This window comes from Bradyrhizobium sp. MOS002, from assembly GCF_003020115.1.
Classification (GTDB): domain Bacteria; phylum Pseudomonadota; class Alphaproteobacteria; order Rhizobiales; family Xanthobacteraceae; genus Bradyrhizobium.
This window is the reverse complement of sequence record NZ_PYFX01000007.1, coordinates 160,649-174,669: the sequence shown is the minus strand read 5'-3', so window position 1 is coordinate 174,669 and position 14,021 is coordinate 160,649. Positions and strand designations below refer to the sequence as shown.

The 14,021-nt window shown below is 64.1% G+C and carries 18 protein-coding genes; 6 read left to right on the top strand and 12 right to left on the bottom strand.

Annotation, left to right across the window (positions count from 1 at the left end; all coding sequences use genetic code 11):
- Positions 1 to 114: 114 nt before the first annotated feature.
- Complete coding sequence (locus C7G41_RS22255; RefSeq protein WP_106944529.1) at positions 115 to 318, bottom strand: hypothetical protein; 204 nt, start codon at positions 316 to 318, stop codon at positions 115 to 117.
- Positions 319 to 406: 88 nt separating this feature from the next.
- Positions 407 to 787 carry a hypothetical protein gene (locus tag C7G41_RS22250; protein ID WP_106944528.1) on the bottom strand — a complete coding sequence of 127 codons (381 nt, stop codon included), beginning with the start codon at positions 785 to 787 and terminating at the stop codon, positions 407 to 409.
- A gap of 116 nt (positions 788 to 903) precedes the next feature.
- Between C7G41_RS22250 and C7G41_RS22245 the strand changes: the two genes are divergently transcribed.
- Positions 904 to 1,725, top strand: coding sequence for a DUF72 domain-containing protein (locus C7G41_RS22245; protein WP_199198536.1), 822 nt, complete (start codon positions 904 to 906; stop codon positions 1,723 to 1,725).
- An 8-nt stretch (positions 1,726 to 1,733) separates the two neighbouring features.
- A complete protein-coding gene (locus C7G41_RS22240) occupies positions 1,734 to 2,195 on the top strand; it encodes a DUF488 family protein (protein ID WP_106944526.1) in 462 nt (153 codons plus the stop codon).
- A gap of 147 nt (positions 2,196 to 2,342) precedes the next feature.
- Here C7G41_RS22240 and C7G41_RS22235 read toward each other — a convergent pair whose 3' ends face one another.
- From C7G41_RS22235 to C7G41_RS22210, 6 genes are all read right to left on the bottom strand, one after another.
- On the bottom strand, positions 2,343 to 3,257 hold the full coding sequence (locus C7G41_RS22235; RefSeq protein WP_106944670.1) for a PhzF family phenazine biosynthesis protein: 915 nt from the start codon (positions 3,255 to 3,257) through the stop codon (positions 2,343 to 2,345).
- A 239-nt stretch (positions 3,258 to 3,496) separates the two neighbouring features.
- Entirely contained in the window at positions 3,497 to 4,804 is a 1,308-nt protein-coding gene (locus C7G41_RS22230; protein WP_106944525.1) for an adenylate/guanylate cyclase domain-containing protein, read from the bottom strand.
- Between the two features lie 31 nt (positions 4,805 to 4,835).
- Positions 4,836 to 5,999 carry an ABC transporter permease gene (locus tag C7G41_RS22225; protein WP_106944524.1) on the bottom strand — a complete coding sequence of 388 codons (1,164 nt, stop codon included), beginning with the start codon at positions 5,997 to 5,999 and terminating at the stop codon, positions 4,836 to 4,838.
- Positions 5,996 to 6,928 (bottom strand): ABC transporter ATP-binding protein, encoded by a 933-nt coding sequence (locus C7G41_RS22220; protein ID WP_106944523.1) that lies wholly within the window; start codon positions 6,926 to 6,928, stop codon positions 5,996 to 5,998. The genes C7G41_RS22225 and C7G41_RS22220 overlap by 4 nt, the downstream gene beginning before the upstream one ends.
- Complete coding sequence (locus C7G41_RS22215) at positions 6,925 to 7,842, bottom strand: HlyD family secretion protein (RefSeq protein WP_245446618.1); 918 nt, start codon at positions 7,840 to 7,842, stop codon at positions 6,925 to 6,927. Before C7G41_RS22215 ends, C7G41_RS22220 begins: the two co-directional genes overlap by 4 nt.
- Complete coding sequence (locus C7G41_RS22210) at positions 7,839 to 8,534, bottom strand: TetR/AcrR family transcriptional regulator (protein ID WP_106944522.1); 696 nt, start codon at positions 8,532 to 8,534, stop codon at positions 7,839 to 7,841. Before C7G41_RS22210 ends, C7G41_RS22215 begins: the two co-directional genes overlap by 4 nt.
- 107 nt (positions 8,535 to 8,641) lie before the next feature.
- Here C7G41_RS22210 and C7G41_RS22205 point away from each other — a divergent pair, with 107 nt between their 5' ends.
- Genes C7G41_RS22205 through C7G41_RS22195 form a run of 3 tightly spaced genes read left to right on the top strand, consistent with a single transcriptional unit; the run spans position 8,642 to position 9,864 of the window.
- Positions 8,642 to 8,977 (top strand): helix-turn-helix transcriptional regulator, encoded by a 336-nt coding sequence (locus tag C7G41_RS22205; protein ID WP_106944521.1) that lies wholly within the window; start codon positions 8,642 to 8,644, stop codon positions 8,975 to 8,977.
- Positions 8,974 to 9,438, top strand: a complete 465-nt coding sequence (locus tag C7G41_RS22200) for an SRPBCC domain-containing protein (RefSeq protein WP_106944520.1) — start codon at positions 8,974 to 8,976, stop codon at positions 9,436 to 9,438. The genes C7G41_RS22205 and C7G41_RS22200 overlap by 4 nt, the downstream gene beginning before the upstream one ends.
- 12 nt (positions 9,439 to 9,450) lie before the next feature.
- Positions 9,451 to 9,864: a GFA family protein gene (locus tag C7G41_RS22195; protein ID WP_106944519.1), complete on the top strand. Its 414-nt coding sequence runs from the start codon at positions 9,451 to 9,453 to the stop codon at positions 9,862 to 9,864.
- Between the two features lie 162 nt (positions 9,865 to 10,026).
- On the opposite strand, the gene C7G41_RS22185 is transcribed toward C7G41_RS22195, so the two are convergent.
- Positions 10,027 to 10,437 (bottom strand): DUF2000 family protein, encoded by a 411-nt coding sequence (locus C7G41_RS22185; RefSeq protein ID WP_106944518.1) that lies wholly within the window; start codon positions 10,435 to 10,437, stop codon positions 10,027 to 10,029.
- A gap of 63 nt (positions 10,438 to 10,500) precedes the next feature.
- Entirely contained in the window at positions 10,501 to 10,890 is a 390-nt protein-coding gene (locus C7G41_RS22180) for a DUF4189 domain-containing protein (RefSeq protein WP_007611990.1), read from the bottom strand.
- A gap of 183 nt (positions 10,891 to 11,073) precedes the next feature.
- Between C7G41_RS22180 and C7G41_RS22175 the strand changes: the two genes are divergently transcribed.
- Complete coding sequence (locus C7G41_RS22175; protein WP_106944517.1) at positions 11,074 to 11,565, top strand: avidin/streptavidin family protein; 492 nt, start codon at positions 11,074 to 11,076, stop codon at positions 11,563 to 11,565.
- Between the two features lie 153 nt (positions 11,566 to 11,718).
- On the opposite strand, the gene C7G41_RS22170 is transcribed toward C7G41_RS22175, so the two are convergent.
- On the bottom strand, positions 11,719 to 13,323 hold the full coding sequence (locus C7G41_RS22170; protein WP_106944516.1) for an NTP transferase domain-containing protein: 1,605 nt from the start codon (positions 13,321 to 13,323) through the stop codon (positions 11,719 to 11,721).
- Positions 13,320 to 14,021: an XdhC family protein gene (locus C7G41_RS22165; protein WP_106944515.1), complete on the bottom strand. Its 702-nt coding sequence runs from the start codon at positions 14,019 to 14,021 to the stop codon at positions 13,320 to 13,322. Before C7G41_RS22165 ends, C7G41_RS22170 begins: the two co-directional genes overlap by 4 nt.

The window sequence follows — 14,021 nt, the reverse complement described above, 5'->3', positions numbered from 1 at the left end:
TGCTATTCCAAGGTCGTTCCAGCGCCGGAGTTTTTCGCTCAACGTCGCCGTTAGGAGCTAAATAGGAACGACAAAGCCGCTTTGCAAGGGGCGAACGAGGCCTTTTTCAGGCCCCTATTGGTTAGGGACTTCCTTGATCACGGGCCCTCGCGGCACGGGCGCGGCAGGGGCCGCCGGCGCCGCAACCGCGGCCGGGTCGACTTTCGCGGGCCTGGGCGGCTTGCCGTATTGGCCGATCGGTCCGAAGATGACAGCCACCGCAAGCACGATCGCCGCGACGATCGCGCCCAAAATGCCCCCCACCGACTCAGACGACATGGAAACCCATCCCTGTTCCAGATGCGCTCAGTAGTACCATGGATGAGCGCGCTGCCGGAAGGGCTTGCCGGACGCACCGGTCCATGGGCTATTTCTGCGGCGGCTTGTGCTTGACGAAAGCCGTCACGATGTCCTTCTGCGCCGCCTCCACCGCCCTGTTCGCGGTCGCGAGATGCGCGCCGGCATCGATATCCGGATATTGCGTGGTGAGATAATCGAGCAGTGCCACCCGGTAATATTGTCGCTCCGACGGACAGGCTCCGGCGACGGAGCGGCCAAAGTCCTGTTCCGACAGGCCCTGATTGCCGTCGCGCGAATATTCCCGCGCCAGGCAATGCCAATAATCGTCGCGGCCCTGCATGGCGAGCTTCTGCGCACCCTTGGCATCGTCATCGTCGGCCATAACTGAAGATATCATGGCAGCAGATGTCATCATAACGAGCGCCGCTCCCACCATCAGCATCCGCATCTTGTTCTCCTTTTTTCGCAGATCCCGTCGCGACCTTAGACGGGACGTCGCAACTGGCCAATCACAACTGGTTTGATTAGGATGGAGGCCCTCCTCCCGTCATCCGAGATCCTCCCGTGGCCAAAGCAAAAACCGCGTCTAAAAAATCCGGCAACATCTTCATCGGCATCGGCGGCTGGACCTTCGAGCCCTGGCGCGGCGTGTTCTATCCGGAGAAGCTCACGCAAGCCAAGGAGCTGTCCTACGCCGCCTCGAAGCTGACCTCGATCGAGATCAACGGCACTTACTACGGCTCGCAGAAACCGGAGAGCTTTCGCAAATGGGCAGGCGAAGTGCCGGAGGGGTTCGTGTTTTCGTTGAAGGGACCGCGCTTCGCCACCAACCGCCGCGTGCTCGGCGAGGCCGGAGATTCGATCAAGCGGTTCTATGATTCCGGCGTGCTGGAACTCGGCGACCATCTTGGGCCGGTGCTGTGGCAGTTCGCGCCGACCAAGAAATTCGACGGCGCCGATTTCGGCAAGTTCCTCGAGCTGTTGCCGCGCAAGCTCGAGGGACGCGCGCTGCGCCATGTCGTCGAGGTCCGTCACGACAGTTTCTGCACGCCGGACTTCGTCGCGCTGATCCGCGAATTCGAGACGCCCGTCGTGTTTGCCGAGCACGGCAAATATCCTGGTATCGCCGACGTCGCCGGTGATTTCGTCTATGCCCGGCTGCAGAAAGGCAATGACGAGATCAAGACCTGCTATCCGCCGAAGCAGCTCGATGCCTGGGCCAAGCGTTTTCAGGACTGGGCCGAGGGAAGCGAACCCGACGACCTGCCGAAGGTCGACAAGGCCAAGCCGAAGAAGGAGCCGCGCGACGTGTTCGCCTATGTCATCCACGAGGGCAAGGTGCGCGCGCCGGCCGGCGCCATGGAACTGATCGCGCGGGTGAGCTGAGGCGTTTCATGGCAAAGGCGAAAAAGCTCTTCACCATCGGCTATGAACAGACGCCGCCCAAGGCCGTGCTCGACGAACTGGAGCAATCCGGCGTCAAGCTCGTCGTCGACGTGCGCGCGGTGACATCATCGCGCCGGCCCGGCTTTTCCAAGAAGCAGCTCGCCGCAGGGCTCGACGAACGCGGCATCGCCTATGTCCATCTGGCAGCGCTCGGCACGCCCAAGGAGGGACGCCTCGCCGCGCGCAGCGGGCAATACGATGTGCTGGAGAAGGTTTTCTCAAAGCACCTGAAGACGCCGGAGGCCCGCGAGCAGATGGATGAGCTCTCGGCGCTGGTGAAGAAAGCCGGCCCCGTCTGCCTGCTCTGCTACGAGCGCGACCACACCCATTGCCACCGCCAGATGATCGCGGAGATCATCGAGGAGCGCAATGGGGTGGCAGTGAAGAATCTGGCGGGGCGGCAGGTGTAGCTGTCGCCGTAGCCGTCATCCTGAGGTGGCCGCTTCTTCAGCGGCCCTCGAAGGACGACGGCGTGACGCCAATGCAGCACCTCGGCCGTACATCCTTCGAGGCTCGCTAGAGCTCGCACCTCAGGATGACGGGGAGAGAGCGCCTACCTACCCCTCTCCGGCCAGCTTAAACGTCCCTTCCATCATCGGCACGCAACGCCCGCCGACATGGGCCGAGACGACCTTGCCGTCCTGCTTGCGCACGCGCGTCAGCAAGAGGCTCGGCCGACCCATGTCAAAGCCCTGCCCGACCGTAAGCTTCAATTCGCCATCACGCGTGGCATCGAGCTCGGCGAACAACGCAGCCGCGGCGACCGTCGCGCTGCCGGTGGCGGGATCTTCGGCGAGGCCGCCGGCGCCCCGCATGAACATCCGCGCCTGTCGCTCGCAAGGCGCCTCCGCCGCGGGCACATCGCGCGTATAGAACCACGCCGCGAACGCGCCGTCGCACGGAAATACCTTGCCGAAAGCCGCCGCGTCAGACCTCGCCCGCTTCAGTGCATCGCGCGAGTGCACCTCAATCACCAGAAACGGCGTTCCGACGCTGACGACCTGCGGCGCGTGACGGTCGACCTTGATGTCGTCTGCATTGAGCGAGATGCAGCTCGCGGCATCAGCAGCCGACAATTGCGACAGGCGCGCCAAAGGCTGCGGCGCGGTGAGCTCGGTGCTGATCACACGACCCTGCTCTCTCACAATATCGACCGGCACCAGACCCGCTTTCTCCTCGAACCGCAGGCGCGGCTTCGGCTCCTTCGCGATCGAGGCAAGCACGAAAGCGGTGCCGACATTGGGATGGCCAGCGAAAGGAAGCTCCCTGACAGGCGTGAAGATGCGCACTTCGGCATCATTCGCGTTGTCGCGCGGAGGCAGCACGAAGGTCGTCTCGGAATAGTTGAACTCGGTCGCGATCGACTGCATTTGCGTGGTCGACAACCCGCCGGCATCGAGCACCACGGCGAGCTGGTTGCCGCCGAAGGCGCGGTCGGTGAACACGTCGACGGTGATGTAGCGGCGCTGCATCTTCACTTCCTCACGCAAGTCGCGGCCGCAACCGGCCGCATCGCGCGCCAGTCTACAAGCCGGCGGCACCGCTCGTCATGCCCCAAAATTCGGTGCAATCGGAGCAATCGCGACGATGAGTTGGAAGCCGAGAAGCGGCTCCCACAATGCAGGACCCGAAAGCCAGCAGAGAGTTCATCACGCGTTTCACCCGAAGCGCCACTCGCTTCAACGAAACGCGACTCGCATTTGAAGGCGCGTTAGCCCAATTGAAACACTGCCACCTTCTGCTCATAGCCCCGCACCTCGACCTCGCCGAGCGCGACGGCATCGCTGCCGTCCTCGCCCAGCGCCTCGCGCACGGATGCGGAGATCAAGAGCTGCGAGCCGAACTCCTTGTTCAACGCCTCCAGCCGGGAGGCGAAGTTCACGGTGTCTCCTATGACAGTGTATTCCTTGCGCCGGGGCGAGCCGATATTGCCGGCGACGACCTCTCCGAAATGGATGCCGATTCCGATTCTGAGCGGCCAGCTCGTCTGCGCGTTGATGCGCTCCATCGCGGTCAGCATCTCGCGGCCCGCGGCGACCGCGCGGTGCGCGGCGTCGGAGGTCTCCAGCGGCGCGCCGAACAGGGCCAGAAAGCCGTCGCCCAGAAACTTGTTCACGATGCCGCCCTCGCGGTCGAGAATGTCGACGAGGACGGCGAAGGCGCCGTCGAGCCGGTCGACCACCTCCTGCGGGGTGCGCGACTGCGCGCCGGCGGTGAAGCCGCGGAAATCTACAAACATCACGGCGACGCGGCGGAGGTCGCCGGCGGCGCTCGTCCCCGCCGCCATCAGCCGCTCCACCACCTGAGGGGAAACGTGCTGGCCGAACAGGTTGGTCACCCGGTCGCGCGCGGTCGCTGCGACAATGCTCGCGGCGAACTGGCGGCGGAGCTGCGCACCGACTGCGCCTGCAAGCACGCCGCAGATCAGGATGATGGTGCTTCGCACCGCGTGGAAATAGATCTGAGGCTCGCCGCTCCCGCTGACGGGATCGAAGATCAGCGCCACCGTGAGTAGCTCAGCCGAAGCGACGAAGCCGGTGAAGGTGGACAGCCAGAAGTCGAGCCGCAGGGTCGAGAGGATGACGAAAATGAAATAGATCAGCGGCACGACGAAGCCGAGTGCCTGGCTCGCGCCCATGCTACGGATCTGCAGGATCAGGATCACGGTCGGCAGCGAGGTCTCGATCAGCGCACCGATATAGCGCCGGATCACCGGCAGATCGCGGTCGAGCTTGAGGTTTCGCCTGATCTGGCTGTGGACCCAGACCTCAAACAGGATGAAGGCGGTCAGGAGACCATAGACCTCGGCAAGCCCCTCGGTGCCCCGCCAGACCCGCTGCACCACGGAGGAATCGACGAGATAGATCGCGGTAAGGAACACGACGATGACGCAGCCCGTCGTGATCAGCGCCCTCACCCGCACGAGCTCGGTGCGCAGCACTTCGCGCGTCAGCTCGCGCTCGAAGTCTTCGGACACCACGGCATGCTGCCGGGCCTTCCTGCTCGCAAAACTGACCATTCCGTCCCCTTGATTCCAGGGGCATCTTGCCTCAATCCAGCGTGCGGCGGAAGCGCGTCACGGCGATCGTCATGGCGAGCAGCATCAGGACCGCCAGCGCCAGCGCGTCGAAATGCAAATTTTGCATGCTCGCGCCCTTCAGCATGATGGCTCGGACGATGCGCAAATAATGCGTCAATGGCAGGCACTCGCCGACATATTGCGCCCAGCCCGGCATCCCGGCAAACGGGAACATGAAGCCGGACAGCAAGATGCTCGGCAGGAAGAACATCATCGACATCTGCATCGCCTGGAGCTGGTTCTGCACCAGCGTCGAGATCGTGTACCCGATCGCCAGATTGGTCGTGATGAACAGCGTCGAGAGCAGCGCCAGCAGGAACAGATTGCCGAGCACCGGCACGCCGAACAGGCCGACCCCGATACTGATAATGAGAAACGCCTGCACGAACCCGACCAGCACGTAAGGGATGATCTTGCCGAACATCACCTCGACCGGCCTGATCGGCATCGACAGCAGGCTCTCCATCGTGCCGCGCTCGACCTCGCGCGTGACCGAGAGCGCGGTGAAGATCAGCATGGTCATGGTGAGGATGGTGCCGACGAGGCCCGGCACGATGTTGAGGCTCGACGCGGCGGCGGGGTTGTAGCGGGCATGCGCGCGAATCTCGAAGGGCATCTCCGGGGGATCTCCGATGTAGAGATCGTGTTTGAGCGCGGTCTGCACGACCATGCCGAGCGAGCCGATCGCCGCACTCGCTGCGACCGGATCGGTCGCGTCGGCCGCGACCAGCAGCGCAGGCCTGTCGCCGCGCCGTACCGCCCGCTCGAAGCCGCGCGGGATCTCGACGCCGAACAGAACCTTGCCGGATTTCAGGAGATTGTCAAAATCGTCGACGTCGTGCACCTCGTAGATGAAGCGGAAATAGGCGGTATTTTCCAACGCCTTCAGGATTGAGCGGGCGAGATCGGAGTCCTCCTGGAGCAGCACCGCGCTCGGCAGATTGTGCGGCGTGGTGTTGATGGCATAGCCGAACAAGAGCAGCTGCATCACCGGCAGCATCACGATCATCGCAAACGACACGCGGTCGCGCCTGAGCTGGATGAACTCCTTGATCAGCATCGCATAGGAGCGCCTCCAGAAACCGAATCGCTCCCGGATCGCGTGCCGTGGTTCGGGATGATCGACGGCGCTCATTGGAAATTGTCCTTGGAACGGCCCATCAATTCGATGAACACGTCTTCCAGCGACGGCGATGATTGATGCCAGTGCAAGCCGCTCTTTTCGCGCCACGGCGCGATGCTGGCTTCGAGCGCGGCGACGTCGCGGCCGGAGACGTGCAGCGACGTGCCGAACGGCGCCACCATGTCGATTCCGGGCTTGCCGGTGAGCGCAGCCGTGAGCTCGTTGAGGTCCTCGCCTGTCACGGTGTAGGTCGTCAGCGCGGATTTCGCGATCACCTCCTCCACGGTGCCGTGCACGAGCAGATGGCCATAGGCGATATAGGCGATCTCGTGACAGCGCTCGGCCTCGTCCATGTAGTGTGTCGAGACCAGCACGGTGAGACCGTCGGCCGCCAGTGCATGAATCTCGTTCCAGAAATCGCGTCGCGCTTTCGGGTCGACGCCGGCGGTCGGCTCGTCGAGCAGCAGCAGTTTCGGACTGGGCAATGTGCAGGCGCCTAGCGCCAGCCGCTGCTTCCAGCCGCCGGAGAGCTCGCCCGCGAGCTGCTCCTCGCGGCCCGAGAGCCCCAGCCGCTTGATCATGTCGCGCGCGGCACCGCGTGCATCGCGAAGGCCGTATAGCCGCGCGACGAATTCGAGATTTTCGCGGACAGAGAGATCCTGATAGAGGCTGAAGCGCTGGGTCATGTAGCCGACCTGGCGCTTGATCTTTTCGGCATCGCGCCTGATGTCGTAGCCGAGGCAGGTGCCCTCGCCGCTGTCGGGCGTGAGCAGGCCGCAGAGGATGCGGATGGTCGTCGTCTTGCCCGAGCCGTTCGGGCCGAGGAAGCCGTAGATCGAACCCCGCTTCACCTGCATCGACAAATCGTGCACGACCTCGCGGCCGCCGAACGACTTGGTCAGGCCCTTGACGTCGATCGCAATGCCATTGCCGCCGCTCATCGCTTGTCCGCCACGGGGGTTTTTGGATTGAAATGGACGTCGATCGGTTGTCCGACACGCAGCGCATCGGGGCGCGACGGCCGCGCTTGGATCAGATAGACGAGCTTGTTGCGCTCCTCGAGGCTATAGATGACAGGCGGCGTGTATTCGGCCGAAGTCGCGATGAAATAGATCTTTGCGGTGAGATCGGCGGCGCAATTATCGCACGCGATCCGCACCGTATCGCCGATCGCAAGCTTCGGCAGCTCGGTCTCCGGCACGAAGAAGCGCAGCTTCATGTTGCCAGGCGGCATGATCGAGAGCACCGGCCGCTGCGCCGCCACCATCTCGCCCTCGCGAAAATAGATCTGCTGGATGGTACCGGCCACGGGCGCAAAGCCCTTGCGCCGCGCCATCCGCGTCTCCGAGGTCGCCACCCGCGCCTCTGCGACGCGCAAGGCGGAGACGGCCGAGTCGAGATTGGCCTGCGTGCCCGAGCCGGTTTTGCTCAGCGAGGCCGCGCGGTCATAGGTTTGCTGCGCGTTGGCAAGCGTCGCCTTGTTCTGGTTGAGATCGGCAAGCTGGAGATCGTCGTCGACAGAATACAGGTGATCGCCGACCTTGACCTCATCGCCCTCGCGGATGTTCAGCTTCGTCACGCGGCCCGCCTCGTCCGGACTGACGAAGATCATGTCGGCCTCGACCCAGCCCTGGAAGCCGGGCTCACGCTTGTCCTTGCACCCGGCGAGCCCGGTCGCGAGGACCAATATCGCGATCGAACAGACGCGCGGCAGACACCTATGTCGATTCCTCACCCTGAGGAGCTGCGAAGCGGCGTCTTGAAGGGAGAGGAGCCACAGCCGGGCCTGCATCCTTCGAGACGCGCGTTCCGCGCTCCTCACGATGAGGTGAGAGATGGTTCGCGACGACCTCATGTCGTGCTCCGTTCGCCAAAAATCAAATCGAGATGAACGCGCAGCATGTCCTGCGCGTCGAGCGGCGCGTGCCGCGCAAACAGGCTCTGCCAGATCACCGCGATCATCGCGGGCGCGACCAGGATCTGCGGGTAATGCGCCAGGTTCTTCTGGCGGATCTCGCCGCGGGCAATGCCGAGCTCGATCAGCGCGCGCATGGCGGCGATGCCGCGCGAGACGACCTCGCGGTAGTAGAAATCGGCCACGGAGGGAAACCGCGGCCCTTCGGCCACGATCAGGCGCACGAGATCGCCGCGCCGCGTGCCGATGACCTCCTTGAGGAAGTTGCTGGCAAACGTCTCGACGAGATCGCGCACCGAGCCCGCTGGCGGCGGCAATGCCGTCAACCGCGTCACGACAGGCACGATCACCGTCCGCACCAGCTCCTCGAACATCGATTCCTTGTCCTTGAAGTGCAGGTAGATGGTGCCCTTGGCGACACCCGCGCGCTTCGCGATGTCGTCGAGCCGCGTCGCGGCAAAGCCGCGCGCGATGAACTCCTCCATCGCGGCATCCACGATCGCCGCACGCCGTTCCGCCGCGCGCGTGGCGCGGCTCGACGCGGGTGCCGCGTCGCTGCCAGCGCGTGCAGAGGCCTTTGCGCTGGCGCGGGCTACGGACGGCGTGGCGGCTTTGGTCGGCTTCCTTGTCATCTTTAAAATATGACTGACCGGTCAGTCATAGTCAAGACAGGCCCACAGACCTAATAGGCGCACAAATTAGTATTGACTAATTCATTAGCGTATACTAATCTAATCCTATGATCGAAGCCGTCCCAAATCCCGTCACCACCGTGATGCGCGCCCTCGCCGATCCCACCCGGCGCGCGGTGTTCGAGCGGGTCTTCGAGAGCAAGGAGATCAGCGTCGCCGAACTCACGCGCGGAAGCGGCGTGACGCAAGGCGCGATCTCGCAACACCTGAAGTCCCTCAAGCAGGCCGGCCTCGTCGCCGAGCGTGCCGAGGGCCGCAACGTCTATTACCGTGCCGCGCCGCAAGGCCTCGAACCGCTGGTCTCCTGGATGGACCATTACGGCGTGTTCTGGCGCGAGCGCTTCCAAAACCTGCGTGACCTCTTGAAGGAGATCGATCCGTGAGTGCTGTTGCTTCCAACGTTCAAACCCAGGACATCGTTATCGACGAGGTGTTCCCTCATGCGACCGCAACGATCTGGAAGGCGCTGACCAGTGCCCAGCTCATTGCGCGCTGGCTGATGCCGCCGGCCGGTTTCGAGGCCGTCGAAGGCAACACTTTCACGTTCAAGACCAACCCGGCCGGCGCGTGGGATGGCACGATCCATTGCCGCGTTCTCGAAGTCGTGCCGAACCGGCGGTTCGCTTTCGCCTGGAAGGGCGGCGACGAGGGCAATACCGGCTACGGCTCGGCGCTCGACACCGTCGTCACCTGGTCCCTCACACCGGTCGAAGCAGGCACGCGCGTGCGCGTGGTCCATTCGGGCTTCGTAGTGCCGAGGAACGACACCGCTTATCGCAACATGAGCGACGGCTGGGTCAAGGTGGTGCAGCGGCTCGATGCCGTCGCCGGCGAAGACCAGTAAGGAGGCATCGCGATGGACAAACCCTATACCGGCGGCTGCGCCTGCGGCGCGATCCGCTATTCGATTCTGGGCGAGCCCTTCTTCAGCAATCACTGCCAGTGCCGGGACTGCCAGCGCGAAAGCGGCAGCGGCCACGGGTCGTACATGACCTTCGCACGCGCCGGCGTCACCGTGACGGGCGAAGCGAAGCACTGGGAGATGGTCGGCGACAGCGGCAATGTGAAGACGCGCGGTTTCTGCGCCGCCTGCGGCTTGCCTGTTTACCTGACCTTCGCAGCGATGCCCGACATCTTCACCATCCGCGCCGCAAGCCTCGACGAGCCGGCCCGCTACAAGCCGCAGGTGGTAACCTACGCCGCGCGCGGACATGACTGGGATCGTCTCGACCCGGACCTTCCGAAGTTCGCGGGCATGCCGCCGGGGTAATAGCTGCCGCACGAAGGGTGCGCTCCCTCCTCCGCTTGCGGGGGAGGGTTGGGGAGAGGGTACCGCCGCAACGGGACAGTCCCCAAGAGGAGAGAGCCCTCACCCGCGCCTTCGGCGCGACCTCTCCCGCAAGCGGGAGAGGTGAAACAGCAAGCACCTACCTCAGCTGTGGAACTTCAATCCGTCGACGATCTTGTCGATCACCTTGCGCTCGGCGCGCATCGCGAGACCGACGAGATTGAGATCGGTGCGCGCCACCACCCTCACCGCTTCGCGATTGGCGGCATCGTGCGTGGTCTTGAACATGTCCTCGGTATAGACCGCCGGCTTGACGCTACGCGTCAGTGCCCGATCGAGCGCGCGCGTCAATGCGGGACCGTCGGCGCCATAGATCAGGATCGGCTGGCCGATCAGCGCGTGATATTTCGTGCCCGACGCGTCCTCATAGGGTTCGCCGATGCATTCCGGAAAGGCCGCGGCGATGCCGCTGGTAAGGAAGGCCGCGACGTTGAGCTTCTGCCAAGCTTGAAGATCGGTGCGGATCACGATGGCGATCTTGGTATCGAACTGCATGCAAATCCCCGACTGTCATTCCGCATTCGATGCTACGCACGATCGGAATGACGGCAAGAGGAATCAACCCTTCGCGTCGCAGGCCCAGGCGCGGATCACGCATTCCTTGCCGCCATATTTGTAGCATTCGCGCGTCGCGGCATTGAGCGTGGCCGAGATCTTCGGCTTGACGGCATAGCCATAGGCGCCGCAGGGATTGGAAAGATCGACCGACATCGCAGCGCAGGCGCGCTTCATCGTTACGGTCGTGCAATCGCCCTTGCACTGCTTCTGCGCCGCCGCTCGCGCTTCGTGCTCGGCGCCATAATCAAAGGCCTGGCCATAGGCGCCGCACTTGCCGACCGCAAATGCACCGGCGGCGTGCGCATCCGTGATGTGGCGAGCGCCCGCGACGCAGACGGACAGCGCAAAGAAAAACATCGCGCAACGGCGCGCGACGACGTTCGAAGCCATGGAAAAGCCCCTCCCCCCAAGGCAGGTGAAGGCGACTCTAAGCGTCGGTCGTTTCCACTTGGTGAACGCGTGGTTGAAAAGCCGCGCCGGAATAGCGGCGTGAATTTACACTTTATAGTTGTATTTCTCAATCGCATTATTTAAGGTCGTGAAGCTCCAAGCAGAGAGCAGGAGGAAGCGACCATGCGCCACATCAATGCAATGCTGTTCGGAATGCTCGCATCGGCCTGCCTCATCGGGCTTTCGCCCGCGCAGGCGCAGACGGTGAACTGGACCTGGACCAACCAGTACGGCTCGACCCTGGCCATCACCAACTTCAACACGACTACAGGTGCCATCACGGGGACCTATACCAACAACGCGGCGAACAGCTGCGACGAGGGCAAGCCGCAAGGCGTGACGGGTTGGCTGGCCTACGGCAACACAGGCACCGCAATCAGCTTCTCGGTGAACTTCCTCGGCTGTGGATCGACCACCGTGTGGACTGGACAGTTGAACAATTCAGCGGGATTCCAGGGATTGTGGTATCTGTCCCTCGCGGAAACCGTCGCGTGGAACGGCATCAGCGCGGGCGCCGACACGTTTACGTTCAACAGCGGCGACAAGGCGTTGTTGACGAAGAGCGGTGTCGAGCTGAAGGCCGGGGTCGAGAAGTTGTCGAACACGAAGAAGTAGGCGAACCGCGGACATCGGCGTCTCGAGTGGGCAAAGCGACTTGTCCGCCGTAGCTCGAAGAGCGGAGGCGGAAGCGTACCCACCAAACGCAGATCACGTTGTAGCGAGATGGTGGGCACGGCGGCGTGCGCTTTTGCCCGCCCTATCGCAGCGTCAACCGCGTCTTGCCGCTTCCAGCGCCTGCGGCGTGTCGATGTCGAGGAAGGCGCTCTCGCCGTCGACCGGCACTTCGGCAACCGCCTCGGTGTGCTTCGCGATCAGGTGACGCGCGCCGACATCTCCGTCGAGCGTCATCAACTCCTTGAAGAAGCGGCGCGACCACAGCACGGGATTGCCGCGGCGGCCTTCGCTGACGGGCACGACGATGAGATTGCCGCGATCCGGCGCGAACGCGTCGATGAGACGGTCGATCAGACCGGCATCGATCAGCGGCATGTCGCCGAGGCAGACCACGGCGCCGTCGGACGTCTCGGGAACGGCCGCGATGCCGGCCTTGACCGAGCTTGCGATGCCGCCGGCAAAATCCGGATTTTTGATGAAACGTACCTTCAGGCCTTGCAAAGCTTGCTCGATCAGCTCGGTCTGATGGCCGGTGACGACGATCACCTCGGACGCCTTGGAGGCCAGCGCCTGCTCGGTCGCGATCCGCACCAGCTTCTTGCCGTCGAGCTCGGCTAAGAGCTTGTTCGGTCCGCCCATCCGGGTCGAGCGGCCTGCTGCGAGCACGATGACCGCGACCTGGTTGTTGCCCTCGATCTCCGGTTTTGCGCGTGGTTGCGGGCGCGTGACGATCTCCATCAGGAGGCCGCCGACGCCCATGCCCATCAGCTCGGACCGCGTCACCTTGATGCCGGCCAGCAGCCGCATCAGCACCCAGTCAAAGCCGTTCTCGACCGGCGAGCGCGCGCAGCCGGGCGCACCCAGCACCGGCACGCTGCCGGCCCGGGCAATCAGCAGCAGATTGCCGGGATCGACCGGCATGCCGAAATGCTCGATCTCTCCGCCGATGCCGGTCACGGCCGCGGGGATCACGTCACGGCGGTCGGCGATCGCGGATGCCCCGAACACGATCACGAGCTCGGCGCCAAGTCCCAGCAATTCCTTGATCGCAGCCGACAGCGCCTGCTCCTCATGCGGGACCCGCCGCTCGGCGATGATGCCGGCGCCGGCCGGCGCCAGCCGCTCGGCGGTGACGCGCAAGGTCTTGTCGATCACCTTGGAGGACAGGCCAGGCAGCAATGTCGAGACCACGCCGACGCGCTTGATGACGTAAGGCGCGATCTTCAGAACGTCGCGACCCGCAGCCTCCACCGCGGCATCACGCAAGTTTCCTTCGACGCCGAACGGGATGATCTTGACGGTGCCGACCATCTCGCCCTCGACCACCGGCTTGAAGGCCGAGAGCGTGGCAAAGGTAATGGCCTCGTCAATATTGTTGATGCGGTCCACCGCGGGGCGATCGATCACCAGCACGCCCGGGCGCGCGGCGAACAGATTGGCGCGACCGGTGAAGGCGCGCTCGACATGAATCCCATCGCCACCGACGGCGAGCGCGATGCTGGCGGCGGCGATGTCCTCGGAGACATCGCCCGCCTCCATCCGCACTACCACGACGTCCTTGATGCCGGCGCGCTCCAGCGCCTCGACCTCGGTGGGCCCGATCGTCGTGCCCTTCTTCAACACCAGCGGTCCCTGGCGCAGGGTGTGGACGGTCACCCCGCCGATCGCATCCCTGGGGCTCGCCGGGCCGAATTTCATGCGGCTTCTTCTTTTTCTTTGGGCGGCAGGCGAAGCACCGCCGTGATCTCGGCCATGATCGACACCGCGATCTCGGATGGCGAGACGGCGCCGATCGCAAGCCCGATGGGCGCGTGGATGCGCGCGATGTCAGCCTCCTTAGCGCCTTGCCCCCTTAGCCGGTCGCCGCGCTTGGCGTGCGTCTTCCGCGATCCGAGCGCGCCGATATAGAAGCAGTTGCGCTCGAAAGCGTGCAGCAGCGCGGGATCGTCGATCTTGGGATCGTGCGTCACCGCGACGAAGGCCGTGTAGGCATCGACGTTGAGCGGCGGCAGCGCCGTGTCGGGCCATTCCGCGACCAGCGGAACGTCGGGGAAGCGCTCCGGGCTCGCAAAGGCCGTGCGCGGATCGACCACGGTGACGTCGTAGCCGAGCGAGCGCGCCAGCGGCGCCAGCGCCTGACTGATATGGACAGCGCCGACGATGACGAGCTTGGCGGTCGGCGCATAGACGTTGAGGAAGAGCTTCTTGCCGCCAGCTTCGACGCTGGCGCTCTTGCCCATGCGAAGCTGCTTATCGAGTTCGGCGCCCAAGGGATCCTTGGCAAAATCCTTCGCCTTCACCAGGCGCTGCTCGCCGCTCTCGGTGTCGGTCACCAGGATCACCGGGCGGCGCGCGGCGCGCTCGGCATTGAGTTCGTGCAGGATTGCGAGCTTCAC

Excerpts from the sequence above, each read along its gene's own strand:
- C7G41_RS22195 (WP_106944519.1), top strand. The coding sequence starts at position 9,451 with ATGGACAAACCCTATACCGGCGGCTGCGCCTGCGGCGCGATCCGCTAT.
- C7G41_RS22250 (WP_106944528.1), bottom strand. The coding sequence starts at position 787 with ATGCGGATGCTGATGGTGGGAGCGGCGCTCGTTATGATGACATCTGCT.
- C7G41_RS22170 (WP_106944516.1), bottom strand. The coding sequence starts at position 13,323 with ATGAAATTCGGCCCGGCGAGCCCCAGGGATGCGATCGGCGGGGTGACC.
- C7G41_RS22185 (WP_106944518.1), bottom strand. The coding sequence starts at position 10,437 with ATGCAGTTCGATACCAAGATCGCCATCGTGATCCGCACCGATCTTCAA.
- C7G41_RS22230 (WP_106944525.1), bottom strand. The coding sequence starts at position 4,804 with ATGGTCAGTTTTGCGAGCAGGAAGGCCCGGCAGCATGCCGTGGTGTCC.
- C7G41_RS22215 (WP_245446618.1), bottom strand. The coding sequence starts at position 7,842 with ATGAGGTCGTCGCGAACCATCTCTCACCTCATCGTGAGGAGCGCGGAA.
- C7G41_RS22240 (WP_106944526.1), top strand. The coding sequence starts at position 1,734 with ATGGCAAAGGCGAAAAAGCTCTTCACCATCGGCTATGAACAGACGCCG.
- C7G41_RS22255 (WP_106944529.1), bottom strand. The coding sequence starts at position 318 with ATGTCGTCTGAGTCGGTGGGGGGCATTTTGGGCGCGATCGTCGCGGCG.
- C7G41_RS22235 (WP_106944670.1), bottom strand. The coding sequence starts at position 3,257 with ATGCAGCGCCGCTACATCACCGTCGACGTGTTCACCGACCGCGCCTTC.
- C7G41_RS22205 (WP_106944521.1), top strand. The coding sequence starts at position 8,642 with ATGATCGAAGCCGTCCCAAATCCCGTCACCACCGTGATGCGCGCCCTC.
- C7G41_RS22225 (WP_106944524.1), bottom strand. The coding sequence starts at position 5,999 with ATGAGCGCCGTCGATCATCCCGAACCACGGCACGCGATCCGGGAGCGA.
- C7G41_RS22220 (WP_106944523.1), bottom strand. The coding sequence starts at position 6,928 with ATGAGCGGCGGCAATGGCATTGCGATCGACGTCAAGGGCCTGACCAAG.
- C7G41_RS22175 (WP_106944517.1), top strand. The coding sequence starts at position 11,074 with ATGCGCCACATCAATGCAATGCTGTTCGGAATGCTCGCATCGGCCTGC.
- C7G41_RS22210 (WP_106944522.1), bottom strand. The coding sequence starts at position 8,534 with ATGACAAGGAAGCCGACCAAAGCCGCCACGCCGTCCGTAGCCCGCGCC.
- C7G41_RS22180 (WP_007611990.1), bottom strand. The coding sequence starts at position 10,890 with ATGGCTTCGAACGTCGTCGCGCGCCGTTGCGCGATGTTTTTCTTTGCG.